This window comes from Microbacterium esteraromaticum (assembly GCF_900163815.1).
Taxonomy (GTDB): domain Bacteria; phylum Actinomycetota; class Actinomycetes; order Actinomycetales; family Microbacteriaceae; genus Microbacterium; species Microbacterium esteraromaticum_B.
In genome coordinates this window covers 64,705-89,048 of record NZ_FUKO01000006.1, presented here as the reverse complement: position 1 = coordinate 89,048, position 24,344 = coordinate 64,705, and the positions used below count along the sequence as shown (strand labels likewise).

26 protein-coding genes are annotated in these 24,344 nt (G+C 66.4%); 15 read left to right on the top strand and 11 right to left on the bottom strand.

Translation table 11 applies throughout. The features are described 5' to 3' along the window. Window positions 1-375: 375 nt before the first annotated feature. The gene (locus FM104_RS01860; protein ID WP_087129756.1) at window positions 376-1,878 is read left to right on the top strand and encodes an HNH endonuclease signature motif containing protein; all 1,503 of its coding nucleotides are present in this window, start codon (window positions 376-378) and stop codon (window positions 1,876-1,878) included. 112 nt (window positions 1,879-1,990) lie between these two features. Here the strand turns inward: FM104_RS01860 and FM104_RS01855 are convergent, their stop codons facing one another. From FM104_RS01855 to FM104_RS01820, 8 genes are read right to left on the bottom strand one after another with little or no spacing between them, the layout of a single operon-like run. Next, window positions 1,991-2,794, bottom strand: a complete 804-nt coding sequence (locus FM104_RS01855; RefSeq protein WP_087129767.1) for an SDR family oxidoreductase — start codon at window positions 2,792-2,794, stop codon at window positions 1,991-1,993. Window positions 2,795-2,821: 27 nt separating this feature from the next. After that, a complete protein-coding gene (locus FM104_RS01850; RefSeq protein WP_087129755.1) occupies window positions 2,822-4,069 on the bottom strand; it encodes an MFS transporter in 1,248 nt (415 codons plus the stop codon). Between the two features lies 1 nt (window position 4,070). Continuing rightward, on the bottom strand, window positions 4,071-4,607 hold the full coding sequence (locus FM104_RS01845; protein WP_087129754.1) for a winged helix-turn-helix domain-containing protein: 537 nt from the start codon (window positions 4,605-4,607) through the stop codon (window positions 4,071-4,073). Window positions 4,608-4,666: 59 nt separating this feature from the next. Continuing rightward, window positions 4,667-5,248 carry a hypothetical protein gene (locus tag FM104_RS01840; protein WP_087129753.1) on the bottom strand — a complete coding sequence of 194 codons (582 nt, stop codon included), beginning with the start codon at window positions 5,246-5,248 and terminating at the stop codon, window positions 4,667-4,669. Window positions 5,249-5,298: 50 nt separating this feature from the next. Next, a complete protein-coding gene (locus FM104_RS01835; RefSeq protein ID WP_087129752.1) occupies window positions 5,299-6,003 on the bottom strand; it encodes a hypothetical protein in 705 nt (234 codons plus the stop codon). Between the two features lie 10 nt (window positions 6,004-6,013). Continuing rightward, a complete protein-coding gene (locus FM104_RS01830; protein WP_087129751.1) occupies window positions 6,014-6,310 on the bottom strand; it encodes a PadR family transcriptional regulator in 297 nt (98 codons plus the stop codon). Next, window positions 6,288-7,379 (bottom strand): DUF4349 domain-containing protein, encoded by a 1,092-nt coding sequence (locus FM104_RS01825; protein ID WP_087129750.1) that lies wholly within the window; start codon window positions 7,377-7,379, stop codon window positions 6,288-6,290. The genes FM104_RS01830 and FM104_RS01825 overlap by 23 nt, the downstream gene beginning before the upstream one ends. Next, window positions 7,376-7,933, bottom strand: a complete 558-nt coding sequence (locus FM104_RS01820) for an RNA polymerase sigma factor (RefSeq protein WP_087129749.1) — start codon at window positions 7,931-7,933, stop codon at window positions 7,376-7,378. The genes FM104_RS01825 and FM104_RS01820 overlap by 4 nt, the downstream gene beginning before the upstream one ends. A 228-nt stretch (window positions 7,934-8,161) precedes the next feature. Between FM104_RS01820 and FM104_RS01815 the strand changes: the two genes are divergently transcribed. The 7 genes from FM104_RS01815 (at window position 8,162) to FM104_RS01785 (ending at window position 15,685) form a co-directional block, all read left to right on the top strand. Continuing rightward, window positions 8,162-9,151, top strand: coding sequence for a TerC/Alx family metal homeostasis membrane protein (locus FM104_RS01815; protein ID WP_087129748.1), 990 nt, complete (start codon window positions 8,162-8,164; stop codon window positions 9,149-9,151). A gap of 169 nt (window positions 9,152-9,320) precedes the next feature. Next, on the top strand, window positions 9,321-10,748 hold the full coding sequence (gene leuC, locus FM104_RS01810) for a 3-isopropylmalate dehydratase large subunit (protein ID WP_087129747.1): 1,428 nt from the start codon (window positions 9,321-9,323) through the stop codon (window positions 10,746-10,748). Continuing rightward, window positions 10,748-11,344, top strand: a complete 597-nt coding sequence (leuD, locus tag FM104_RS01805; protein WP_087129746.1) for a 3-isopropylmalate dehydratase small subunit — start codon at window positions 10,748-10,750, stop codon at window positions 11,342-11,344. Before leuC ends, leuD begins: the two co-directional genes overlap by 1 nt. Window positions 11,345-11,452: 108 nt before the next feature. Further along, window positions 11,453-12,817: a UDP-N-acetylglucosamine 1-carboxyvinyltransferase gene (murA, locus tag FM104_RS01800; protein WP_087129745.1), complete on the top strand. Its 1,365-nt coding sequence runs from the start codon at window positions 11,453-11,455 to the stop codon at window positions 12,815-12,817. 4 nt (window positions 12,818-12,821) lie between these two features. Further along, a complete protein-coding gene (locus FM104_RS01795) occupies window positions 12,822-13,571 on the top strand; it encodes a lysophospholipid acyltransferase family protein (protein WP_087129744.1) in 750 nt (249 codons plus the stop codon). After that, window positions 13,561-14,697, top strand: coding sequence for an NAD(P)H-dependent glycerol-3-phosphate dehydrogenase (locus FM104_RS01790; protein ID WP_087129743.1), 1,137 nt, complete (start codon window positions 13,561-13,563; stop codon window positions 14,695-14,697). Before FM104_RS01795 ends, FM104_RS01790 begins: the two co-directional genes overlap by 11 nt. Beyond that, window positions 14,603-15,685 (top strand): D-alanine--D-alanine ligase family protein, encoded by a 1,083-nt coding sequence (locus tag FM104_RS01785; RefSeq protein WP_087129742.1) that lies wholly within the window; start codon window positions 14,603-14,605, stop codon window positions 15,683-15,685. Before FM104_RS01790 ends, FM104_RS01785 begins: the two co-directional genes overlap by 95 nt. A 54-nt stretch (window positions 15,686-15,739) precedes the next feature. On the opposite strand, the gene FM104_RS01780 is transcribed toward FM104_RS01785, so the two are convergent. After that, window positions 15,740-16,213, bottom strand: a complete 474-nt coding sequence (locus tag FM104_RS01780) for a DUF3515 family protein (protein WP_087129741.1) — start codon at window positions 16,211-16,213, stop codon at window positions 15,740-15,742. Between the two features lie 23 nt (window positions 16,214-16,236). Between FM104_RS01780 and thiL the strand changes: the two genes are divergently transcribed. Next, window positions 16,237-17,262 (top strand): thiamine-phosphate kinase, encoded by a 1,026-nt coding sequence (gene thiL / locus FM104_RS01775; protein ID WP_087129740.1) that lies wholly within the window; start codon window positions 16,237-16,239, stop codon window positions 17,260-17,262. Here the strand turns inward: thiL and rsmD are convergent. Then, window positions 17,229-17,825 (bottom strand): 16S rRNA (guanine(966)-N(2))-methyltransferase RsmD, encoded by a 597-nt coding sequence (gene rsmD, locus FM104_RS01770; RefSeq protein WP_087129766.1) that lies wholly within the window; start codon window positions 17,823-17,825, stop codon window positions 17,229-17,231. The two genes, thiL and rsmD, sit on opposite strands and share 34 nt — an antisense overlap. An 86-nt stretch (window positions 17,826-17,911) precedes the next feature. Between rsmD and FM104_RS01765 the strand changes: the two genes are divergently transcribed. The 6 genes from FM104_RS01765 (at window position 17,912) to mutM (ending at window position 23,090) form a co-directional block, all read left to right on the top strand. Continuing rightward, window positions 17,912-20,083, top strand: coding sequence for an ATP-dependent DNA helicase RecG (locus FM104_RS01765; RefSeq protein WP_087129739.1), 2,172 nt, complete (start codon window positions 17,912-17,914; stop codon window positions 20,081-20,083). A 63-nt stretch (window positions 20,084-20,146) separates the two neighbouring features. Next, window positions 20,147-20,644: a pantetheine-phosphate adenylyltransferase gene (gene coaD / locus FM104_RS01760; RefSeq protein WP_087129738.1), complete on the top strand. Its 498-nt coding sequence runs from the start codon at window positions 20,147-20,149 to the stop codon at window positions 20,642-20,644. A 63-nt stretch (window positions 20,645-20,707) separates the two neighbouring features. Continuing rightward, window positions 20,708-21,256, top strand: a complete 549-nt coding sequence (locus FM104_RS01755) for a YceD family protein (protein WP_087129737.1) — start codon at window positions 20,708-20,710, stop codon at window positions 21,254-21,256. Between the two features lie 2 nt (window positions 21,257-21,258). Beyond that, window positions 21,259-21,468 carry a 50S ribosomal protein L32 gene (gene rpmF, locus FM104_RS01750; RefSeq protein ID WP_087129736.1) on the top strand — a complete coding sequence of 70 codons (210 nt, stop codon included), beginning with the start codon at window positions 21,259-21,261 and terminating at the stop codon, window positions 21,466-21,468. An 11-nt stretch (window positions 21,469-21,479) separates the two neighbouring features. Further along, window positions 21,480-22,172, top strand: a complete 693-nt coding sequence (gene rnc / locus FM104_RS01745; RefSeq protein WP_087129735.1) for a ribonuclease III — start codon at window positions 21,480-21,482, stop codon at window positions 22,170-22,172. Window positions 22,173-22,181: 9 nt separating this feature from the next. Beyond that, entirely contained in the window at window positions 22,182-23,090 is a 909-nt protein-coding gene (gene mutM, locus FM104_RS01740) for a bifunctional DNA-formamidopyrimidine glycosylase/DNA-(apurinic or apyrimidinic site) lyase (RefSeq protein WP_087129734.1), read from the top strand. Window positions 23,091-23,093: 3 nt separating this feature from the next. Here the strand turns inward: mutM and FM104_RS01735 are convergent, their stop codons facing one another. Beyond that, entirely contained in the window at window positions 23,094-24,293 is a 1,200-nt protein-coding gene (locus FM104_RS01735; RefSeq protein ID WP_087129733.1) for a variant leucine-rich repeat-containing protein, read from the bottom strand. Between the last annotated feature and the right edge of the window lie 51 nt (window positions 24,294-24,344).

The window sequence follows — 24,344 nt, the reverse complement described above, 5'->3', positions numbered from 1 at the left end:
GCAGAAACACGCGCCTAGATCAAGATCCCATCCACTCCTTTTGGCCTATAGCCCGCGTTTTCGGGGCCCGTGTCAGCTGCGAATCGTCCTGCGACTCTGCCGCAAACAATTGTTCTCGGCGTGGTCCAGCGCCAGCGCTAGGAGCGCCTCCCGCAAATGCCCGTCATGACTACGAGACGGCATGGCCCATCTTGGCTCACCGCAGCAGCCAGCACCACAGCGCCGTCGCTGACCGCGATAGTGGTGGCAGGGTCATCCGTTGTCGCGACGGCGATCGGGTACTTCTTCTCTTCGTTACATCTCCGTTTTCTTCAAGGCCCCTTTTCGTACCGGATCTGGCCGTGCAATGTCGGTGGCCCCTCGGATACTGGTGCTATGAACGCAATGGTGGCCGCCTCGGACGAGCAGATGGATGTGCTCGATGCGTTGGTAACGATGGCGCGCGACATCGAGCGCTCGATCGATGGGATGCAGGCCGCGCGGGATGGGGTGCTGACACTGGCGAACCGGCTGGCGCTGTCGATGGCCGAGGATGCAGGCGGTGCGGATGCTGCTGATCTGACACTGCGTTCCGTGTCGGCGGAACTGGCAACAGCGCTGCGGGTCAGCGACCGCACGATCCAGCGTCGGATGGCGGATGCTGATCTGAAGGTGGAGCGCTTCCCAGCCGTCTGGGCGGCGCAAGGGGCAGGGCGGATCAGTGCAGGGCGCTCCAGAGTGATCGCCGACGCCGGGCTGTACATCGATGACGTCCGGGCGCGCGCGGCGTATGCGGAACGAGTGCTGGAGTTCGCTGAGGACGAGTCCCCGAACCGGTTGCGTCCGATCGCGCAGCGCCTGGCGCAGCAGTACCAGCCGCGGTCGATGGATGAGCGGCACGCACAGGCGCGTCAGTCACGAAGCGTGTGGGTGAAGGATCAAGGCGAAGGTATGGCCGAACTCGGCATCCTGGGTCCGGCCGCCCTCGTGCACGGTGCGTTCGAGCGACTCACCGCAATGGCGAAAGCTGTTGCCCGCGCGGGCAACAATCCAGGTCCCGCCGATTGCCCCAGTGCGGGCGACGCAGTCGCTGATCACGGGTGCGCAGACGAAGGTTATGGCGCCGCCGATGCGGGCGCGGAGCGCGGTGAATCCGGTTGCCGCACGGATGCCGACCACCCCACGCATGATGCTCGTGGCACGATCGATCCGCGAACGCTGTCGCAGACGCGGGCGGATCTGGCGCTCGACCTGCTGCTGACAGGGGTACCTGGCGGGCATGACACCGCCGATGGGCTGCTGTCGGCAATCACCGCGAACATCAGCGTGACCGTCCCGGTGACCAGCCTGATGAGCGAGGGTGGGCCCGAGGCCGAGCTGGACGGACGCTGTCCGATCGACCCGGGCACCGCGCGAAAGCTTGCCGGCGCCGCCAGTGGCTGGGATCGAGTGCTCACGCACCCCATCACGGGCGGCGTGCTCGCCGTTGATCGCTACCGGCCGTCCGAGGCGCTGAAACGACATCTGGTCGGCCGCGATCAACGCTGTCGTTTCCCTGGCTGCGGCATGCCCGCACGTCAGAGCGACCTCGACCACACCAAAGACGCAGCCTTCGGCGGGCCCACCGATGACGACAACCTCGCCGTCCTATGTCGGCGGCACCACGTTCTCAAACACCACTCGCCCTGGCACCTCCGACAACTCGGTGATGGGCTCCTGGAATGGACCAGTCCCACCCGACGCGTCTACATCGACAAGCCGCCATCGCCGAACACCGTCACCTTTACCGACGACACAGCCCCCGACCGCCCGAGCGGCGCGCCCGACGACTCCGACGCAGGCGAGCGAACTGCCGACCCGTGGGTCACCGTTCCCGAATCACTGCTCGCACCTTTCTGACCGGCATCGCCCGCGCCGCTCTGTCTATGCGGCTGGCGCGTCTCTGGCACATCAGCGCGGTTGGGCACTGATGCACCCGCGTCGTCCGCTATGGTTCGGACCCGTACCGACGTCAGAGGTCGCGCCACGAGTCGTCCGGTAGACCCGAGCCGGCCTCGGGGCCCATCTGCAGCATCCCGCCGTCCACCGGCCAATCGGCGCCGGTCACATAGCTGGAAGCAGGTGAGGCGAGGAAGGCGATCACCGCCGCCACCTCCTCGGCCTTCCCTGGCCGGCCCAGAGGGATGCCGGGCCGATGCGTGCGGTCGGCGTCCTCTGATGTGCGCCCGCTGGCCGCCGTCGCGATCTCGCCGGGGGCAACGGCGTTCGACGTGATGCCGTGACGACCGAGCTCCTGCGCCATTGTCTTGATGAGTCCGGAGAGCGCATGCTTGGCCGCGATGTACGCAGCGAGCCCGACCCGCGGCTGATGCGCATGCACGCTGGTCACCGCGATCAGCCGCCCTCCCGAACCGGCCTGCACCATGTGCCGCGCTGCGGTCTGCATCCCGAGGAACGCCCCGTCGACGTTCAACGCCATCGTGCCCAGCCATTCCGTCATTGGAATCTCCAGCACCGAACGCGGGGTGCTCGCCCCCGCGTTGTTCACGAACACGTCAAGTCCGCCCAGCCTCTCCCGGAGATTGTCGATGACACCGGGCACGGCATCGAACTCCGTCGCGTCGAAGCGCGCGACCACGGCACGCTGGCCCCGTGAGCGCACCACCTCGGCCGTACGCTCAGCACCCTCCTGATCCTCGTGCCAGGTGATGCCGACATCCATTCCGGCGGCGGCGAGAGCCACGGCCGTCGCGGCGCCGATACCGGAGTCCGAGGCTGTGACGATGGCGTGGCGGGGGAGGAATGCGTCTGACATCATGCCCGGAAGGCTATCCGGGGCCGGTCACGTTTCGACAGGGCTTGACAGCATGAGCCCGCGGATCTGCGGGTTGCGCAGCGGCACGATCATCAGCAGCGCCATCGCCGCGCCGTATAGCGCGAAAGGTGTGAACAGAGGGAGGATGCTGGCGAGCAGCCCGAACACGGACATGGCAACAGGCATCAGACAGTCATCCCCCAGCCGCAGGATCGACCCGAGCCGGCCGAGGTGGTCGGGAGCCGCCGTCGCGGCGAAGGTCGAACCCAGCAGCACCGACGCGAAGCCGGCGGTGAGTCCGACCACGAGGCATCCGACGCCCACCAAGGTTGGAGAGCCGGTGCCGAGCGCGACGATCGCCAGGCCCTGCACGATCAGCGCGGTGAACCCGCCCACCGCCTCGCGCCGCGGCCTCCACCGCACCACCACCAGCGCACCGATCATCGCCCCTCCGCCGACCAGCGCCTCGAACACGCCGACGGCGCCGGCGCCCCAGCCCCGAGCAGTCGCCTGCAGGGGCAAACCGATCGAGATTGCGGGCCCGACAGCCAGGTTCAGCCCGGACAGGGCGATCACGAGCGTCCGCGTGGCTCGCTCCCGGCCGAGATGCCGGAAGCCGTCGGCGACATCGCGCAGCACGCTCTGCTGGGCGGTCGCGCGGGGAAGGGCGAAGCGCGGGCGCAGCCACAGCGCGATGAAGACGACGACCACCGCGTAGGTGACAGTGTTCAGGCCGGCGCTGCCGGAGATGCCGTAGGCTGCGACGACAAATCCGCCGATCGCCGAACCCGCCATTGTGCCCAGCCGTGAGAGCGTCTGGCTGAGCGCAGAGTATGCGGGCAGATCCGCGACGTCCACGAGTTGTCGGGGCATGGTTCCGGCGGCCGGTTCGAAGAGCGCGTCGCACAGTCCAAAAGCGACGCTTGCCGCCAGCAGCAGCGCCACGGTGGGTGTCGTCGCAAGGCACCAGACTGTGACCGTGATCAGCACCACGATCCGCAGCACATTGAACAGCACCATCAGTCGTCTGGCATCCGCGCGATCCGCATAGGCGCCACCGATCAGCAGCAGAATGGCGCGTGGGAGCGTGCCCGCGGCCACGACCAGCCCGGCCATGGCGGGAGAAGCGATCTGCACGGCGGTCCAGGCGAACGCGATCAGGAAGATCGCATCACCGGCATCCGAAACCGCCTTGATGGTCAGCCACGCCTGCACCAGGCGGTCCCTCCGGAAAGCGGGCGGACGGCGCAGCATCCGAGTCTCGCTCGTCGTCATCTCACACCTCGGTCGGGAAGCCGTGCGCGAAGAAGTAGACCGGCAGGCGCTCTTCGCCGTCCGTGCGGTCGATCCCGGCCTTCCACTCATCGAGCAGAGAGGTCAGCCGGTGCTGCAGCTCGTTCAGCTCCTCGGAGGTCGCCCACGCCAGCGTGTCGGTGCTGAAGCCCTCGACGTCGCTCTGCGCCGAGACGCGATACCAGCGCTGCAGGCGATCCAGCTGGTTCCGCACATTCGCGCGCTGCGCTTCTCGAGCGATCAGCGAATCCGCAGGGGACTCGAAGTCCGCGGATGACCAGCTGAACGATCTCCGCGCGAGCTGCCACCAGCTGGCGCGACGATCACCGTCCGGCGAATCGACCTGTTCGACGACGCCGGCCTTCTGCAGCATCCTCAGATGATGACTGATGCTGCCGACCTGCGCGTCGAGTGCCCGGGCGAGCACGCCGACCTGGGTGGCGCCGTGCAGCAGCAGCCGATCGACGATGCGCCGACGGAGCGGGTGTGTGATGGCCGTGATGACCGAGATGTCTTCCACGTCGACAACGCTAGAGGCGAAGCCGAATACTCACAAGAGTTCTTGTATACCGCGGAATATCAAGAGATCTGAGCAAACTGACCGGATGTCGGGCGTGTGCTCTTCCGGCTGTGCAGGCACCAGATCGCCAGGCCGACGGCGGCGAAGGGCGCGATGAATCCGCCCATGACCAGCAGACCCCACAGGGGGATGAGCGCGGTCAGCACAAGGGCGCTTGAGAGCAGCCAGCGCAGCGAGGGAGCCGTGCGCAGCAGTGCAAAAGTGACCACTCCGATGCCTACCGCGGCCAGAATCACTGGAGGCCAGGGCAGGTCGCCGGAACTCAGTGCACCCGTGAGTGTCGCGACGGCGTGCCAGACAATGTCGAGCGCGACCAGCAGTATCCCGCACCAGAGCTGCGTCCGTAGTCGCGGTCGTCGCGCGGCAAGCAGCCGAGCGACGGCATACAGCACAGGGATGCTGGCCAGTGCTCCCGCAGCAAGTCCGATCTGCATCGCCCGAGTCGTATCGATCGTCGGCATCAGAGTGCTGCCCAGCACCGCAAAAACAGCACAGGCCACGCCGATAACAACGCTCAGGAGGGCGATGATGCCCGCGTGACGGCGCAGTCTCCCGTCGATTGGATTTGCTGTGTTGATCACCGGGGTGCGAGGGCTGCCAGGACTTCGGCGTGCAATCGTTACCGCGCTGATCACCAAGAGCCCGGTGCCTGCGAGAAAGCCGGAGTACGGGGGTACGCAGCGAGCCCGATCACCGGTGGAGCGATCACCGCACTCACGAGGGGCGGCGCCCAGCGGATTCCGCGGGGCAACGACCGGCCGAGTTCGAGCACGGCCAGGGCGAACGCCAGCCCGCCGATGGCCCACCCGGCGACGAAGAGTGGACCGAATGCCAGCGAGAACGGGGTGCGCAACAGGCCGGCATCTGCCTCATCGAATCCGACCGACCAGGACCATGCAGCCAAGAAAGCGCATGCCCAAGCCGTGACGGCCAGGAGCAGCACTGCTAGCACTCGGTCGGGACGGAGCAGCCCCGCGTGGCGCGGCAGAGCCAGAGCGGCGATGGTTGCCAGTGGCGCTGCGACCAGCAGGTTCAGCGCAAGCGGCACCCACCCGCCGCCGAACTGAGCGATTGTGTCGAGCCCGACGAGAGTCACCAGGATTCCGGCGAAGGAGAACGGGAGTGCTCCAACTGCCGCGAGCAGGGCAGCGCGCACTGTGAAGCGCTCACCGATTCCGTGCAGCATCATGCTCCGCGCCTCTGCACCGCTGGGGCGGGTGCGCCCCTCAGCCTCGGCAGCATCCATCAGCGTCCCGATGAGCACGTCCCCGTGTACGGCGCGCCATGAAGCCGGGTACCAGCGCAGCAGGCGACGGTAATGCGTCTCGAGAGTCATCACGCGATGCCTACCAGCGCGAAACCTGTCGAAGCCGACGCCGCGCGCGGACGGCGGCAAGACGCTCCGTGGCGACTCGCACCCTGACCGCCAGGCGCGCAGCTTCTTCACGAAGCGTCTCGGATCCGGCCTCGGTGATCGCGAAGTACCGACGCGCCCTGCCGTCCACGACTTCTTCGCCGTCGGAGTGGATGAGGCCGCTGTGCTCCAGTCGCTCAAGCGCTGCGTACAGGGTGGGAACCTTCAGAGACGTCGCCCCCTCGCTGAGCTGTGCGAGAGTATGGTTACTTCGAGGCAGATGCTGCACGGCGACGCCGACGGATCAGCCAGACGATCAGCAACACGACACCTGCGACGGCGAGCCAGGGGAGCAGGAAGCCGACGGCCACCACAAGGGCGTTCAATGAGACGATCAGCCCGTTCCAACCGGCCAGCAGTCCGTCGCCGAACCCGGCTGGGTCGGCGGTCGTCGCCGTTGTGTGCTCGGTCAGATTGATCGACACCGTCGACATCGCGACCTGCTCATCGATGCCCTTCAGCTGCTGCTCGTAGCTCTCCAGCTCGGCCTGACGCTCGCTGAGCGCAGACTCCGCCGCGATCAGATCGCCGACCGAGCCCGACTTGGCCATGAGCTCGGTCAGCCGTTTTACCGACGCCTGCAGCGCATCCACTCGTGCTCGCAGGTCCACGGCGGTGGAGGTGACGTCCTGCCGCGAGATCGATGACCGCAGCACGTCGCCGTCGGCGCCGACAGCCTGCACGACGTCGGAGAGCTGGTCGGCCGGAACGCGGATGCTGATCCAGCCGCTGCCCGCTTCGCGCGGCTCCACCGGCATGGAATCGCTCGATGACCCCTGCGCGAAGCCGATGTCTGTTGCTTCGACATACCCGTCATGCTTCGCCGCGAGCGCAGTGATGGCATCCGTCGCCTTTGCGACATCCGCGACGCGCAGGGTGACCTGGGCGGTCGTGATGATGTCGCGACCATCCGTGACGTCGCTGCCGCCGGCACTCCCGCTCGACGCATCCGCTGATGCGGCGCCGTCGGCGGCCGACATCTCGGGTGCGTTCTCGAACGCACCGCCCGGGCCGCGTTCTGCGGGAGCGTACGCGCCAGACGAAGCGTCCATCGATGACATCGTGACGGCGTTCAGCAGAGGTGGTGCGATGAGGATGCCACCGACGAAGGCCGCGGCGATGCCGAGCCCGGTGGCCCAGCCGCGGCGCTGACGATGCGCGACCCGCGCACCGGCTGCCACGGGCGGTGCGACGTGCGTCGGAGCCTCGTCGCCGATCTCGTCGAAGACAGCGCTCTCGATTCGGGCGATGCTGTCGTCGCTCAGCGGTGGCAGCGTGATGCCTGTGTTCTCGCTCATGCGTCTCTCACTTCCTTCACCGCGCCGCGGAGGCGCGTGCGCACTCGGGAGAGACGATTGCGAACGACCGCATGACTGACACCCAGTTCTTCCGCGGCGGTCCGATAGGCATAGCCATCCACTGCGCAGAGCCGGAAGATCGCACGATCCATTTCGTCGAGGAGGCCCACCTCACTGGCGATGCGCTCCGCGAGGGCGGTGGAGATGACCTGATCTTCGACACTCACCGTGTCGGGGATCGTCTCATCCAGTGCATCCGCCGTGTTCGCGCGATCCCGCCGCAGCACCCGCAGCCGATTGGCCGCCTGGAAGCGGCAGATCGTTGCCAGCCACGGAAGAAGCGAGGTGCCCGCCAGTTGCAGACCCGGCAGCTTCCGCCAGGCGACCACGAAGGTCTCCTGAGCGATGTCCTCGGCATCTGGGATCGACCCGAGGATGCCGTGGGCGATCCAGTACACCGGCTTGACGTGAGCGCGATAGATCGCGCGGAACGCATCCTGGTCTCCGGATGCTGCCCGTTCGGCCCACTCGCGGTCTTCGTTGTTCGTCGGCATTCCTGTTCCGATCGCTGTCGTTCGCAGTATGTCTCTCACCTATGAGTGTCGAGGGATGTCTCATCGTCTCAGATTCCGGTACGATCAGTTCAGCGAAGGGGAGTATCCCATTTCCGCGCGGATCGTCATCACGAGCATCGTCAACGCTGCTCCGGTCGCGCGACGCACATCACGTGCGGGGGAGAGACTTTCGGTTCTCTGCAACCCCCTTTCGAAAGGCGCTCGCCCTTGATCATTCCCGCCTGGTTCGAGATCACCGCATTGGTCGTTCTCACGGCCGTGCTTCTGGCCGATCTGCTTCTGATTCTGAAGCGTCCGCACATTCCATCCACCAAAGAGTCCAGCCTCTGGGTGGTGTTCTACGTCTCTCTGGCGCTGATCTTCGCCGGTGTGCTGTTCTTCGTCGGAGGCGCCCAAACCTCGCTGGACTTCCTTACGGGCTGGGCGATGGAGTACAGCCTCTCCATCGACAACCTCTTCGTCTTCGTGCTGATCATGGCGCAGTTCTCGGTGCCACGGCGGTACCAGCAGGAAGCGCTGATGGTCGGAATCATCATCGCGCTGGTGCTGCGTGCGATCTTCATCATCATCGTGGGGACTGCCGTCCAGCATCTGAGCCCGATCTTCTACATCTTCGGCGCTTTCCTGGTGTTCACCGCGATCCGCCAGGTGATGCCGGACAAGCATGAAGACGATAAGCAGACCGAGAATTTCATCGTGCGCACGATTCGCCGCGTGATCCCGATCAGCGACGAGTACGACGGCCCGAAGGTGCGCACCGTGGTCGACGGCAAGAAGATCTGGACGCCGATGCTCATCGTGTTCGTCTCGCTCGGCGTCACCGACCTGATGTTCGCCGTCGATTCCATCCCTGCGATCTTCGGCGTCACCACCGATACTTTCATCGTGTTCACCGCGAACCTGTTCGCGCTGATGGGGCTCCGGCAGCTGTACTTCCTGCTGGGCGACCTGCTCGAGAAGCTGAAGTACCTGCATTTCGGCGTCGCATTCATCCTCGGGTTCATCGGCGTGAAGCTCATCCTGCACGCTCTGCACGAGAACGAGCTGCCGTTCATCAACGGGGGCATGCCCATCGCATGGGCACCCGATATCGGCAACTGGGCGTCGCTCGGCGTGATCGTCGCGTCGATGGCGGTCGCGACGATAGCGAGCCTCATCTCCTCTGCACGTCAGAAGCGGGGGATCACCGGCGGCTGAGTGCGTCACATCGTGACGCACGACCTGAACGCCAGCTCCGGCCATGTAAACTGACCGACATGCGGCGAGTGGTTCTCCTTCTTAGCGGCCGCGACGGGACCTCGATCTAGGCCTTCCTCGTCGCGGAGTCCTGTGTGGCCCCACCCATCGAGCAGGAAGAACACACCGCATGACCAGCACAACGCGACCGCGCACCCTTGCCGAGAAGGTCTGGGATGATCACCTCGTCGTCAAGGGCGAGAATGATGAACCCGATCTCATCTACATCGACTTGCACCTGGTGCACGAGGTCACCAGCCCGCAGGCATTCGACGGCCTGCGCTCCGAGGGCCGCCCCTTGCGACGGGTCGATCTGACGATCGCCACCGAAGACCACAACACGCCGACGCTGGCCATCGACAAGCCGATCGCCGACCTCACCAGCCGCACTCAGATCGAGACTCTGCGTCGCAACGCGGCCGAGTGCGGTGTGCGGCTGCACTCGCTGGGCGACGCCGAGCAGGGAATCGTGCATGTCGTGGGACCGCAGCTGGGTCTGACGATGCCCGGCATCACCGTCGTGTGCGGTGACTCGCACACCTCGACGCACGGCGCCTTCGGTGCGATGGCCTTCGGCATCGGCACGAGCGAGGTCGAGCACGTGATGGCCACGCAGACTCTGCCGCTGAAGCCGTTCAAGACGATGGCGATCACGGTCGACGGTGAGCTCAAGCCGGGTGTGACCGCCAAAGACATCATCCTCGCAGTGATCGCGAAGATCGGCACGGGTGGTGGCCAGGGCTACGTCCTCGAGTTCCGCGGCAGTGCGATCCGGGCCCTCTCCATGGAAGGCCGCATGACGATCTGCAACATGTCGATCGAGGCGGGTGCGCGCGCCGGGATGGTGGCCCCCGATGAGACGACGTTCGCCTATGTGCAGGGCAAGCCGCATGCACCGCAGGGCGCCGACTGGGATGAGGCCGTTGCCTACTGGCGCACGCTGCCCACCGACGAGGGCGCCGTCTTCGACGCCGAGGTGTTCCTCGACGCGAACGAGCTCGAGCCCTTCGTCACGTGGGGCACCAACCCCGGGCAGGGCAGCTCGCTGTCGGCATCCGTCCCCGATCCGGCGGACATCGCGGATGCCAATGAGCGCGCCGCGGCGGAGCGGGCGCTGGAGTACATGGCGCTCACCCCGGGCACGCCGCTGAAAGAAGTGCCGGTGGATGCCGTGTTCATGGGGTCGTGCACGAACAGCCGCATCGAAGACCTCCGCGCCTTCGCTTCGATCATCGAGGGCAAGAAGAAGGCCGACGGGGTTCGCGTCATGGTCGTCCCCGGCTCGGCGCGGGTGCGCCTCGAAGCCGAGGCCGAAGGCATCGACAAGATCGTCACGGCGTTCGGGGCCGAGTGGCGTTTCGCCGGCTGTTCGATGTGTCTGGGCATGAACCCCGACCAGCTCGCCCCCGGCGAGCGCTGCGCATCGACGTCCAACCGCAACTTCGAGGGAAGACAGGGCAAGGGCGGCCGCACCCACCTGGTCTCACCGCTGGTCGCAGCGGCTACAGCGGTTCGGGGCACGCTCTCTAGCCCCGCTGACCTGGAGGGGAGCAACTGATGGAGAAGTTCCGCACGCACACCGGAGTCGCTGCACCGCTCAAGCGCTCCAATGTCGACACCGACCAGATCATCCCCGCCGTATTCCTCAAGCGCGTCACCAAGACCGGGTTCGAGGACGCACTGTTTCACGGGTGGCGCCAAAATCCCGAGTTCGTCCTCAACCAGGCGCCGTTCCAGCACGCATCGGTGCTCGTCGCCGGCCCCGACTTCGGTACGGGCTCCAGCCGTGAGCACGCCGTATGGGCGTTGCGCGATTACGGTTTCCAGGTGGTGTTGAGCGCCCGCTTCGCAGACATCTTCCGGGGCAACTCCGGCAAGCAGGGGCTGCTGGCTGCCACCGTCGACGAAGCCAGTATCGAGCGCATTTGGGCTCTTATCGATGAGGACCCCGGCCGCGAGATCACCGTCGACCTCGAGACACGCACTGCCACGATCGGTGCCTTTCAGACGTCCATCGGGATCGACGATTACACTAGATGGCGGCTCCTCGAAGGGCTCGACGACATCGGGCTCACCCTGCGCAACGAAGACAAGATCGCACAGTTCGAGGCCCGCCGCGAGTCGTGGCGGCCACGTACGATTCCTGTCCGCTAGCGGCAGGAACCAGGTGGGCCGGGAGTCATGAGCTCCCGCGGCACCCGCCGTGACAGACTCAGACACCGCGGTAACCACCGTGCGTGTCCAGATGAAGAAGAGGCCCGAATGACGACACCGCCGCGCGATGCTGCAGTTGACCTGGCTCCGGTTCCCGCCGGATCCGTCCTTGCGATCCGCGGAGGCCGGCCGCTGCGCGGTCGGGTCGACGTCAAGGGCGCCAAGAACCTCGCCACCAAGGCGATGGTGGCGGCGCTCCTGGGCGAGACCACCAGCATCCTCCGTGACGTTCCGGATATCAGCGACGTCGCCGTCGTGCGCTCGCTGCTCGAGGTGCACGGAGTAAACGTCAGCGAGGGCGACGAGCCCGGTTCGATGGTGTTCGACCCGAGCGAGGTCGAGTCGGCGCATTTCGAGGAGATCGACGCCCACGCCGGCGCCTCTCGCATCCCGATTCTGTTCTGCGGCCCGCTGCTGCACCGTCTCGGCCAGGCGTTCATCCCCGATCTCGGCGGATGCCGGATCGGCGACCGCCCTATCGACTTCCACCTCGATGCGCTGCGCAAATTCGGCGCGGTCGTCGAGAAGCAGCCCAACGGCATCCGCCTCTCTGCACCGAACGGTCTCAAGGGCGCGAACATCCACCTGCCCTACCCCAGTGTTGGAGCGACCGAGCAGGTTCTGCTGACCGCCGTGCGCGCTGAAGGCACTACCGAGCTGCGCAACGCAGCCATCGAGCCGGAGATCATGGATCTCATCGCGTTGCTGCAGAAGATGGGCGCGATCATCTCGTACGAGCCGAATCGGGTCATCTTCATCGAGGGAGTCGACGAACTCCGCGGCTACGACCACCGCTGCATCTTCGACCGCAACGAAGCAGCGTCCTGGGCGTGCGCCGCGTTGGCGACCGACGGCGAGATCTTCGTCGGCGGAGCGAAGCAGCAGGAGATGCTGACCTTCCTCAACGTCTTCCGCAAGGCCGGTGGCTGGTTCGACGTGCAGGAAGACGGCATTCTGTTCCGCCGCGACACTGCGCTGAAGCCCGTCACCGTCGAGACCGATGTGCACCCCGGGTTCATGACCGACTGGCAGCAGCCGCTGATCGTCGCGCTGACTCAGGCAAAGGGGCGCTCCATCGTGCACGAGACCGTGTACGAGAACCGCTTCGGCTTCACAGACGCGCTGGTGAAGATGGGCGCCGACATCGAGGTCCATCCGCACGGGCTTCAGAACGGCCCGCGCCGCGTGGCGCGCCGCGAACTCGAGCAGGCCGCGGTGATCACCGGGCCGACGCCGCTGCGCGCGGCAGACATCGTGGTGCCTGACCTCCGGGGCGGCTACAGTCACGTCATCGCCGCGTTGACGGCAGAGGGCGAATCCCAGGTGTCGGGTGTAGACATCCTCAGCCGCGGCTACGAGAAGTTCCTCGAGAAACTTCGGGCTCTCGGCGCAGACTTCGACGTCGTCCGGTGATCTGATGGCAGCATCCGAACGCAGTCGTCCCAGCCTCTTCTGGCCGCTGGCGGTGATCGTCATCCCGCTCGTCTCGCTGCTGGCGAAGATCACCACGACCGGTGCCGAGAAGCTGCCGCGAAAGGGTGCGTTCGTGCTCGCTCCCAACCACTACTCCGAGTTCGACCCGCTCGTCGTCGCGATCGCGGTGTACCGCACCGGCCGACTGCCACGGTTCATGGCCAAGGAGAGCCTCTTTCGCATTCCGGTGCTGGGCTGGGTGCTGCGCAAGACCGGGATGATCCCCGTTGCACGCTCGTCCTCGGCATCCGCGGCAAAGCAGACCCTGAAGCAGTCCAGCGATCTCGTCGAGCACGGACGAGGCGTGATCGTCTATCCCGAGGGCACGCTCACCCGCGACCCGGATCTGTGGCCCATGCGGGGCAAGTCCGGCGCCGTGCGCCTCGCGCTGGCGGGCGACATTCCGTTGATCCCTATGGCGCAGTGGGGCACGCAGGAGATCATGGGCCGCTACCAGAAGGGACTGAGCCTGTGGCCGCTGCGCAAGCGGGTGCGGGTGCTCATCGGCGACCCGGTAGATCTGTCCGACCTCCGGGGCCGGGGCGGCGAGAACGCTGTCCTCGTCGAGGCCACTGACCGGTTGATGGTGGCCGTCACGGCGCTGCTCGAGCAGCTGCGTGACGAGAAGGCTCCGGCGGCGCGCTGGAATCCCGCAGATCACGGGCAGAGGGAGACGGGGCGTCTTGACTCCTAAGCGGATACCGCCGAACTCCAGCACTCGTGCCGCGATCATCGGTGCGGGGAGCTGGGGCACCACCTTCGGCAAGATCCTCGCCGACGGCGGCGCACACGTGACGATGTGGGCACGTCGGCCGGAGCTCGCGCTCGAGATCGCCGAGGCCAAGCGCAACTCGAAATACCTGCCCGGCATCAACCTGCCGCGTTCCATCGGCGCCACCCACGAGATCGCTCGCGCTCTCGAAGGAGCCGACCAGATCTATCTGTCCGTCCCGAGCCAGTCCCTCCGCGAGAACCTCAAGGCACTGCGGCCTCTGATCGTCGACAGCGACGTGCCGATCGTCAGCCTGATGAAGGGCGTAGAGCGCACCACCGGGCTGCGGATGAGCCAGGTCATCGAACAGGAGCTGCGCTGCGATCCGGAGCGCATCGCTGTGGCATCCGGTCCCAACCTCGCGCTCGAGATCGCCCGCGAGCAGCCGACAGCAGCTGTCATCGCCTCGCGCAGCCAGGAGACCGCGGATGCTGTCGCCCGCACCGCCCGCAACCACTACTTCCGCTCCTTCGTGAACACCGATGTGATCGGCACCGAATTCGGCGGCGTGCTGAAGAACCTCATCGCCGTCGCCATCGGCATCGTCGATGGCGTCGGCTACGGCGAGAACACGAAGGCGTCGATCATCACTCGCGGGCTCGTGGAGATGACCGACTTCGCGGTAGCGAACGGCGCACAGCCTGAGACCCTGCAGGGGCTTGCCGGCCTCGGCGATCTGATCGCCACCTGCCAGTCGCCGCTGAGCCGCAACAACACCGCGGGACGACTGCTCGGGCAGGGCTACAGCTTTCAAGATGTGGTGAAGCAGATGCAGCAGACCGCCGAGGGCCTCGCCTCCGTCGCGCCGATCCTGCAGCTCGCTCGCGAGTCCGAAGTGCACATGCCCATCGTGGAGCAGGTGAAGATGGTGCTCGACGGCAGGCTTGACCCGCGGCATATCGCGCCACACCTGACTACCGACGACGACACTCCCCAGGAGGAGAGGACCAATCATGGACAAGCAGACGGTGGTGGTGCTCTTCGGCGGGCGTTCCAGCGAGCATTCGATCAGTTCCGCAACGGCGGGCGGAGTTCTAGCGGCGATTGATCGCGAACGCTACGCGGTGATCCCCGTCGGAATCACCCGCGAAGGCGCATTCGTCCTCGAGCAGGACGACCCGGCGAAATTCGCACTCGACGCCGCGCACATGCCCGAGGTCATCGACAACGACACACGAGTGCACTGGCCCGAGCCCGGGGGAGAGCGGATGCTGCGCGTCGCCGCACCCGACGGCTCCGTCGTCGATCTCGGCGAGGTCGACGTCGTGCTGCCGATCCTGCACGGCACCCATGGCGAAGACGGCACCATCCAGGGGTACTTCGACACGCTGGAGGTTCCCTACGCGGGCGGTGGCGTGCTGGATTCCGCGCTGTGCATGGACAAGCACTTCATGAAGGTTGCCCTTCAGGCCGAGGGGATTCCGGTTGCTCCCGGCGTGACCGTGCGTCGGCGAGCATGGGAAGCCGATTCCTCAGCGCTGCGCGCACAGATCGCGCAGCTGGGTCTCCCGCTGTTCGTGAAGCCTGCGCGTGCGGGGTCCAGCGTCGGGGTGTCGAAGGTGACGGATGCTGCCGAGCTCGATGCCGCACTGCAGATCGCCTTCGACGAAGACGAGAAGGTGCTGGTAGAAGCGGGCATCGTCGGACGCGAGATCGAAGTCGCCATTCTGGAGAGCCCGACGGGTGTGCGCGCTTCACTGCCCGGTGAGATCGTGCTGACCTCACGCGGCTTCTACGACTTCGAGGGCAAGTACCTCGGCGGCGAGGGCGTCGATGTCGTGTGCCCGGCAGATCTTTCGGACGAGCAGATCGCCGCGGTACAGCGGATCGGTCTTGCCGCATTCGCAGCTGTCGACGGACGCGGGCTCGCGCGGGTGGACGTGTTCCTCACCGACGACGGCGACATCATCGTGAATGAGCTGAATACGATGCCCGGGTTCACACCGATCTCGATGTTCCCGAAGTGCTGGATCGCCTCGGGCCTGAGCTACGGCGAACTCATCTCCGAGCTGATCGAGGCCGGCCTCAACCGCTGAGTCAGATCCCCGAGCCTGATTCAGGGGCCCTGTGCCTCTCGAAGGGCGCTCGGCCTATTCCGGCAGCTCTGCCGGCGCCGTGCACTCCCGCTGAGCGGGAATCTGGCGTACGGCAGACACGATGCTGCTGTTGGTCAAGACCTGGTTGGCGCTGACCACTGCGGTGTCGACGAACACCTGCACGGCAGGGTCTCGTCCATAGGTCGTCATGCGCATCTTCGGCGCCTGCGACTCGTCGACGAGCCAGTCGATTCCGTCGAGGGTGATGCAGGCCAGCTCGCTCGTCGGCCCCGGCACCGCAACACCGCACGCCACGATGACACTGGTGGGGTCGCCGTACGCACCCGTGGCCTGGGCGTCGGTCCAGCGGCGATCCTGGTCGGACACCACCTTCGGAAGCCGAACCGTCACCTCGGCGCAGGCGGGGTTGTTCGCATCCTTCGCCGGCTCCAGCGCCACAGTGCTCGAGCATCCGGTGAGGACGACCAGCGTCAGCGCGGCGCACAGGAGAGCGAGACGTCGGAGCATGATTCCAGGCTACCGTTGTCGGCATGGCATCCGCTGACGACGAAGACCCGCTCATCGGCGACCTCTCGGAAGGAGCGGTGCTGCGTGCGATCCTCGCGCGCACGGCGCCTGCCGCGCATGCGCTGCTCGGTCCAGGTGACGACGCCGCCGTGATCACCACCCCGTCGGGTGCGGTCGTGGCCACGGCCGATACGCTCGTGCACGGGCCTGACTTCCGCACCACCTGGACCACCGGCTACGACCTCGGGTGGAAGGCCGCGGCCGTCAACCTTGCCGATGTCGCGGCGATGGGGGCGACGCCAACCGCGTTGCTGGTCTCTCTGGCTGTGCCGCGCGGCACGCGATTGTCGTACGTCACTCAGATGGCGGATGGCCTCCGAGAGGCATGCGCGGCGCTGGCACCGGGATGCGCGGTCGTCGGCGGCGATCTGACGGTCTCCGAACTGATGATGGTCGCTGTCACCGCCCTCGGCGATCTCGGCGGCCGTACTGCGGTGACGCGCGCCGGCGCGCGTCCCGGCGACGTCATCGCGCTGGCAGGCGAGCTCGGAGTCGCAGCCGCCGGCTTGGACCTGCTGTTTCAGAGGTTCCGCGATGGTGAGACACCGGTGGCGATAGACAGCACCAAGCTCGATGCTGTCGAGCAGCACGCACTGGACCGGCAGCTGCGACCGCACCCGCCGATCGGCCTGGCCCCGGCGGCGGCAGACGCGGGGGCTTCGGCGATGATGGACGTGTCCGACGGCCTGACGCTGGATGCGGGGCGAATGGCCGAGGCCTCCGGTGCGGCGATCGACTTCTCCGGTGCAGCGTTGGACGCCTTGGCGTTCGGCGGCGACCGCCAGCGCGCGCTGGCCGGGGGAGAAGATCACGGACTCCTCGCCGCATTTCCCTCGGATGCTGTACGCGAGCACGGCCTGCCAGCGGGGTTCCAGGCGATCGGCGTCGTCATCGAAGGAAGAGAGCATGGCGTTCTCGTCGACGGCACACCTGTCGTGCACTCCGGGTGGGATCCCTACCGCGACTGGGACGGGGTCGTCAGCGACTGATCCGCGGGCTCGGCCCACCACAGGGTGGTATCGCCGTAGGTCTTCTCGCGCAGAAGCTGCAGCCCTGCCGACCCCAGATCCGGTGCCGTGGCGCGCCGCGCGCGCTCGATGACCACGACGGCGTCGGGGGAGAGCAGTGGAGCGAGTGCTTCCAGATCTGCGCTCATCGCGGCATCTTCGAGGTCGTACGGCGGATCGGTGAAGACGAGATCGTACGGACCGGCAGCGCGGGCGAGGAAGGCATGCACCGTGGCTTGATGCACCTTCGCGGCGGGCGCTGTGCTCATCGCCCGTGCGACGACGGCTGCATTGCGCCCGACGATCGTGGCGGACTGCCGCGCCCGCTCGACGAGGTCGACCCAGATCGCACCGCGACTCCACGATTCCAACCCGAGCGCGCCGCTGCCGGCGTACAGATCGAGAACACGGGCGCCTTCGATGGCATCCATCGACTCGAGTGCGCCGAACAGTGACTCCCGCACCCTGTCGCTGGTGGGCCGCGTGCCGACACCGGGTACCTCGAGCCGTGCTCCTCGGGCTGCGCCCGCGATGATCCTCGTCACCCGTTCACGATACGACACGGCGCCCGTCCGACCGATGTCAGGCACTGCCGACGCGCGAGGTCTGCAGCCCTCCTTAGACTCGGATCATGTCCTTCGAGCTCGATACCTCGCTGTCCGACGCTCTCGGCGCCGCCCCAGCGCGCACGCTCGACCGCGCCTTCGGAATGAAGGCGGTCGGCGATCTGCTCGGCCACTATCCGCGCCGCTACGCGGACCCTGGCGAGTTGACGCCGATTCGCGACCTGCCGATCGGCGAAACGGTCACGATCGTCGCCGAGGTGCTCTCGTCCAGCATGCGGCGCATGCGCAACAAGCCGGGCGCCATGCTCGAAGTCGTCATCGGCGACGGCCTCGGGCGGATGTCGCTCACTTTCTTCGCGAAGGGGCCGGGCCAAGCAGAATGGCGGCAGAAGGAGCTGTCGGTCGGCCGCCGGGGCATCTTCTCCGGCAAGGTCGGCATGTTCAAGGACACGGTGCAGTTCGCGCACCCCGAGTATGAGCTCTTCGACGATCTCGATTCCGCCCAGCGTCGGGCCGATGCCCGCAAGAACGTGCCCATTCCGATCTATCCGGCGACGTCGGCCGTGCAGAGCTGGCAGCTCGCGAAGATGATCACCCGGGTGCTCGATCAGCTCGGTGATGTGCCGGATCCGCTGCCCGAAGCGCTGCGCGTGTCCGAGCACCTGCTCACGGCTCGCGCCGCGCTCGACGGCATCCATCGGCCGAAGACCCGCAATGACATCGACCCGGCCGTGCGCACGCTGCGTGTGCACGAGGCGCTGACGCTGCAGGCAGCGCTTCTGCAGCAGCGCGAACAGGTTCGGTCGCTCACCGCCACCCCGCGTCCGGCGGCGGCCGGCGGGCTGCGGGAGACGTTCGATGCCAGCTTGCCGTTCTCTCTCACCACCGATCAGCAGCAGGTCGGAGCCGAGATCGCCGCCGACCTCACCGCAGATCGCCCCATGAACCGGCTTGTGCAGGGCGAGGTCGGCTCGGGCAAGACCCTGGTCGCACTGCGCGCGATGCTGCAGGTGGCGGAATCCGGTGGACAGGCTGCGCTGATCGCGCCGACCGAGGTTCTTGCCGGCCAGCATCTGCGCTCGATCGCGAGGATGCTCGGGCCGGATCTCGCACCGCGGCTGATGCCGACCCTGCTGACCGGGCAGATGTCGGCCCCGGAACGGCGGAAAGCCGCACTGCGGGTGGCGTCCGGGCAGGCGCTCATCGTCATCGGCACACATGCGCTGCTCGCCGAGAAGACCACGTTCGCCGACCTCGCGCTTGTCGTGGTCGATGAGCAGCACCGCTTCGGAGTCGAGCAGCGGGAGGCGCTTCGTGCGAAGGGCACAGCGCCACACGCGCTGGTGCTGACAGCGACGCCGATTCCGCGTACGGTCGCGATGACGGTCTTCGGTGACCTCGATACGTCCGTGATCCGGGTGATGCCGGCCGGTCGTGCGGGGACCGAAACGTTCGTCGCGCCCCTCGCCGAGCATCCCGGCTGGTTCCAGCGGGTCTGGGCACGTGCAGCGGAAGAGATCGCCGAGGGTCGCCAGGTCTTCGCCGTGTGCGCGGCGATCGACACGACTAAGACGGGTACCGAGGCCGAGACGGCGACGCCACCGGATACCGAGGGCCGGGGGCCGCGGTGGGGCGTGGTGCAGCTGGACGAGGTGCTGGGCACGCACCCGGTGCTGTCGAACGTGCGACGAGCGGTGCTGCACGGAAAGATGCCTTCCGAGCAGAAGGATGCGGTGATGCGCGCGTTCGCGGCGGGGGAGATCGACCTGCTGGTCGCGACGACCGTCATCGAGGTCGGCGTCGACGTGCCGAACGCATCGACCATGGTCATCATGGATGCCGACCGGTTCGGAGTCTCGCAGCTGCACCAGCTGCGAGGCCGTGTGGGGCGGGGACAGCTTCCTGGCCTCTGCCTGCTCGTCACCGAAGCAGAGGCCGGTTCGCTCTCGCGCGAGCGGGTGGATGCCGTCGCCGCGACGCAAGACGGTTTCGCCCTCGCGGAGGTCGACCTCGAACTGCGTGGCGAGGGTGACGTGCTGGGGGCTTCCCAATCCGGCATCCGATCGTCCTTGCGTCTGCTTCGCGTGGTGAAGGACGCTGATCTGATTGCGCGGGCACGGGAGATCGCGTCGGACATCCTCGAGCACGATCCGACTTTGGAGCATCATGCGGGGCTCCGCGCCACCATCGACCGGCGGGTGACGGATGCTGACCGCGCGGCACTCGGCAAGAACTGAGTGCTGGTGGCAGTCGACGTCGACTGGGAGGGAAGTCATCGAGACGTGTCATAGGCTGTGAGCATGAACAGCCGGATCGCCGTTGTCCCTGGCTCCTTCGACCCGCCCACGCTCGGTCATCTTGATGTGATCGAGCGCGCCGCGCGGCTCTACGACGAACTGCATGTGCTCATCGTGCACAACCCGGGCAAAGAGGCCATGCTGCCGATTGCGCAGCGGCTGACGCTGCTCGAGCAGTCGATCGCCGAAGCCGGCATCGAAGGGCACATCATCGTCGGATCGTGGAGCATGGGTCTTCTCGTCGACTATGCGCGAGACGTCGATGCGGGCGTGCTCGTGAAGGGCATCCGCTCGCAGGTCGACGTGGCGTACGAATCGCCGATGGCGATCGTCAACCGTCACTTGGCCGGAATCGAGACGGTGTTCCTGCTGCCCGACCCGGCCAATGCGATGGTTTCCAGCTCTCTCGTACGTCAGGTCGCGGCCCTCGGTGGAGACGTGTCGCCGTTCGTGCCGCCGGCTGTCGCCGAGTTCCTCGATACCGGTGCACGCGGACTCTGACCTGAACACCGCTCCGGCCCTTCACAGGTGGGAGCCAGGTAGCATGGCTGGGTGAAATCACGAGTGAATGGACCGTTCTTCCTGCCCGTCCACGACATCGCCCGCAAGCCCGGAGAGATGCGCGAGCACAACTTCTCAGTGCCGCTGAAAGAGAAGTGGGGTGAGGGGATCGTCGTCGTCGAAGCCGGCGAGACGGTCGACCTCGAGGTCCGACTGGAATCCGTTCATGAGGGCATCCTTGTGTCGGGAACGGTGGAGTCCGACTACATCGGACAGTGCGGTCGATGCCTGACCGACATCTCTGCGCCCGTCGAAGTCGAGATCCAGGAGCTTTTCGCGTATCCTGGACAGGAAGAAACTGACTTCGAAGTTCAAGACGACCACGTGGATCTTGAAACTCTGGTCAGGGATGCGGTTGTATTGTCGCTTCCATTTCAGCCGGTGTGTCAGCCGGATTGCTTGGGGCTTGACCCGAAAACGGGCGAGAAGCTGACCGAGAGCACGGGCACAGAGAGCGTTGCTCCCATCGATCCGCGGTGGAGTGCGCTCCAACAGATCACAGACCAGGTCGGTGCGGCAGAGAGCCGGACCGCCGAGAAAGAAGAGAGCTAGTCATGGCCGGTAACCCCCCGAAGCGCAAGGTCTCCCGTTCGAACACCCGCTCGCGCCGTGCGCAGTGGAAGGCGACGCCTACCGCTCTGGTGAAGACCGTCGAGAACGGTCAGGTCGTCTACAGCCGTCCGCACCAGGCCAAGGTCGTCACCGATTCGCAGGGCACCGAGCTGTTCCTCGAGTACAAGGGCCGCAAGGTCGCCGACGTCTGATCTGTCAGACCATGTCCGAGCATCTCGCAGGGGAGACCCCCCTCACAGAGAAACTCGGCGTTGAGATCGATCCCGATCTTCTGGAACGGGCTCTGACGCATCGCTCCTATGCCTATGAGCATGGCGGCATTCCGCACAACGAGCGGCTTGAATTCCTCGGCGACTCGGTGCTGGGACTGGCCGTGACGGTGATGCTGTTCACCACGCACCCAGACCTCGATGAGGGCGAACTGGCGAAGCGGCGCGCAAGCGTTGTATCGACAGTCGCCCTCGCCGAGGTCGCACGGGGCATCGGCCTGGGCGCACACCTGCGGCTCGGCCGCGGCGAAGAGCACACCGGCGGACGCGATAAGGACTCGATCCTCGCCGACACGATGGAAGCCGTCTTCGGCGCGACGTTCCTGTCGACCGGTCCGGATGCTGCCACCGATCTGGTGCTGCGGCTCACGAAGCCGCTGCTTGCTGATCCGGAGCGCTACGGTGCGGCGATGGATCCGAAGACGAGCCTGCAGGAGCTTGCGGCGCGCCTGGGAAAGACGCCTCCGCTGTACGTCGTGGAGTCTTCCGGCCCCGATCACGATCGCGTCTTCACGGCGACGGTCACCGTCGGCGACCTGTCGTGCATCGGTCAGGGCAGCAGCAAGAAGACGGCTGAGATGGCGGCGGCTCTCACTGCGTGGCGCGAGCTCGGCGCCAGAGCCTGAGCGGCAGGCGTGCCAGAGCTTCCTGAAGTCGAAGTCGTCCGCTCGGGTCTTTCTCCCGCTGTCACGGGGGCTGCCATCAGCGCGGTCGAGGTACTCGACGAGCGCGCACTGACTCGGCATCCGCTCGGCGCTGCCGACTTCGTCGCGCGTCTCGAGGGCCGCCGAATACGTGAGGCGGCCCGCCGAGGCAAGTTCCTCTGGCTTCCTCTCCTCGCTACCGAGACCGATGCCGCGGAGGAAGCGCTTGTCACGCACCTCGGGATGAGTGGCCAGATGCTGCTGCGCGAGAGCGACGCTCCGCGCGAGCGTCATGAGCGCATCCGGATGCACATCGAGCATCCGCAACATGGCCGCCTCGCAGTCGTCTTCGCCGATCAGCGCACCTTCGGATCGCTCGCCGTCGACGCACTGCTCGCGACACACGACGCGGCTGCTGGCGGATTCGGCAGCGTTCAGCCTCTGGTGCCGTCGCAAGTCGCGCACATCGCGCGTGATGCCCTGGATCCTGCTTTCGATGAGCGCGCATTCGTTGATTCGGCCCGTCGGCGCTCGAGCGCTATCAAGCGGATGCTGCTCGATCAGACGCTGGTCAGCGGAATCGGCAACATCTACGCGGATGAGTCGCTGTGGGCGGCCCGCATCCATCCCGAGACGCCGGGACGCAACCTGTCTGCGGCGGCGCTGCGCCGGTTGATGACCGAGGTGCGCCTGGTGCTGGAGAAGGCCCTTGCCGAGGGAGGCACCAGCTTCGACGCGCAGTATGTCAACGTGAACGGGCAGGCGGGGTACTTCGCGCACTCACTGAACGCCTATGGACGCGGAGGAGAGCCGTGCACCCGCTGCGGCGGCGCGATCACGCGCGCGGCGTTCATGAATCGCTCCAGCCATTTCTGCCCGCGGTGTCAGCGCCGACGTTAGTCGTCAACCAGGCATTGGTGCGTTGATGCTCGCTGCCCACTCCCGGATCGCCTGCCGCTCCGACGCATTGCACACATAGCCGTACCCGAGGGTCACATTGGCCTGGGAGAGTGTGTGCTCGTCGTAGTAGGTGAGCGCGTAGCAGTCGGCCATCTTCTCCTCACTGCCCTGGAATAGCCCCTTTTCGATCATTCGGTCGGCATCGCCCTTGCCGTCCTCGAACCGGCGTGCATCAGCGTGTTGGAAGATATGGGCGAGTTCATGGGCGACCACCATCTTCCGCTCCCAGTCGCTGGTAGCCTCGCTCTCGGCCTGCATGTGGATGAGGAGCGGTTTGCCCCGCACCACGCACGCGGCTGTCGACCCGGGTTCTTCGTCGTCGCACTCCGTGGCGGCATCCCAGCGGATGTCGATGAAGCCATTGCCGGCTTGATCCACGAGCTTCTCGGTGAGAGTGCCGGAACTGTTGCCGCGACGTGACTCGGCTGCGGTGACCGCATCCTCCAGCTCTTGGCGGAACTCGCGTGCGCGCTCCGCGACCGATCGCGCCGTGATCTCGGAGATGTTCTCCACCGCGGCCTCGCGCTCGACACGATCCATGAAGTCCTGCTGGGTCACGAGCGGTGCGACGGGATTGCCATCGAGTTCTGCAAGCAGTTCATGGTACTTTGCGCGCTCGGTCTCAAAGGTTGCCATGTAGGCAGCGACCTTCTGATCCTGCGCGACCCCCTGGTCGTGGGGGATCGGTGTTGTGGGGGTCGTCCGGTCTGAAGAGGATGTCGCGGCGCCGATGCCGCCGACCACTGCGAGCAGGGCGACTACGGTGACGACGGCCAGACACCCGCAACCGCCGATCCAGTACTTGATCCCGCGCCGCGGAGGCCGAATCGGCGCGCCGACGGAAGCTGCCGCCGAATAGGGAGGCTGCGCAGTGTAGGGCTGTGTCGCGTACGGGGACAGGGCAGCATACGGGGCCTGTGCGGAGTACGGCGGCGGCGCTTCGGGCGACGACTCGTGCGACAGCTGCGCCATGACGGGATTGACCTGCGCCATCCAGGCGCGCAGCTCTGGGTAGGCCTGTGGATTCGCGGCGATCACGCCGTGCAGGTCCCACCGCCGCTCAGCGATATCGGCAAGTTGCTGCGGCGCCGATCGGGGATCCGCTGCAGTCACACTGTCGAAATCGCCCGCAGCACCACTCATAGAGACGATGCTATCCGGCGCGCGGCATGCGGCCGTCATCGGCTGTGGATA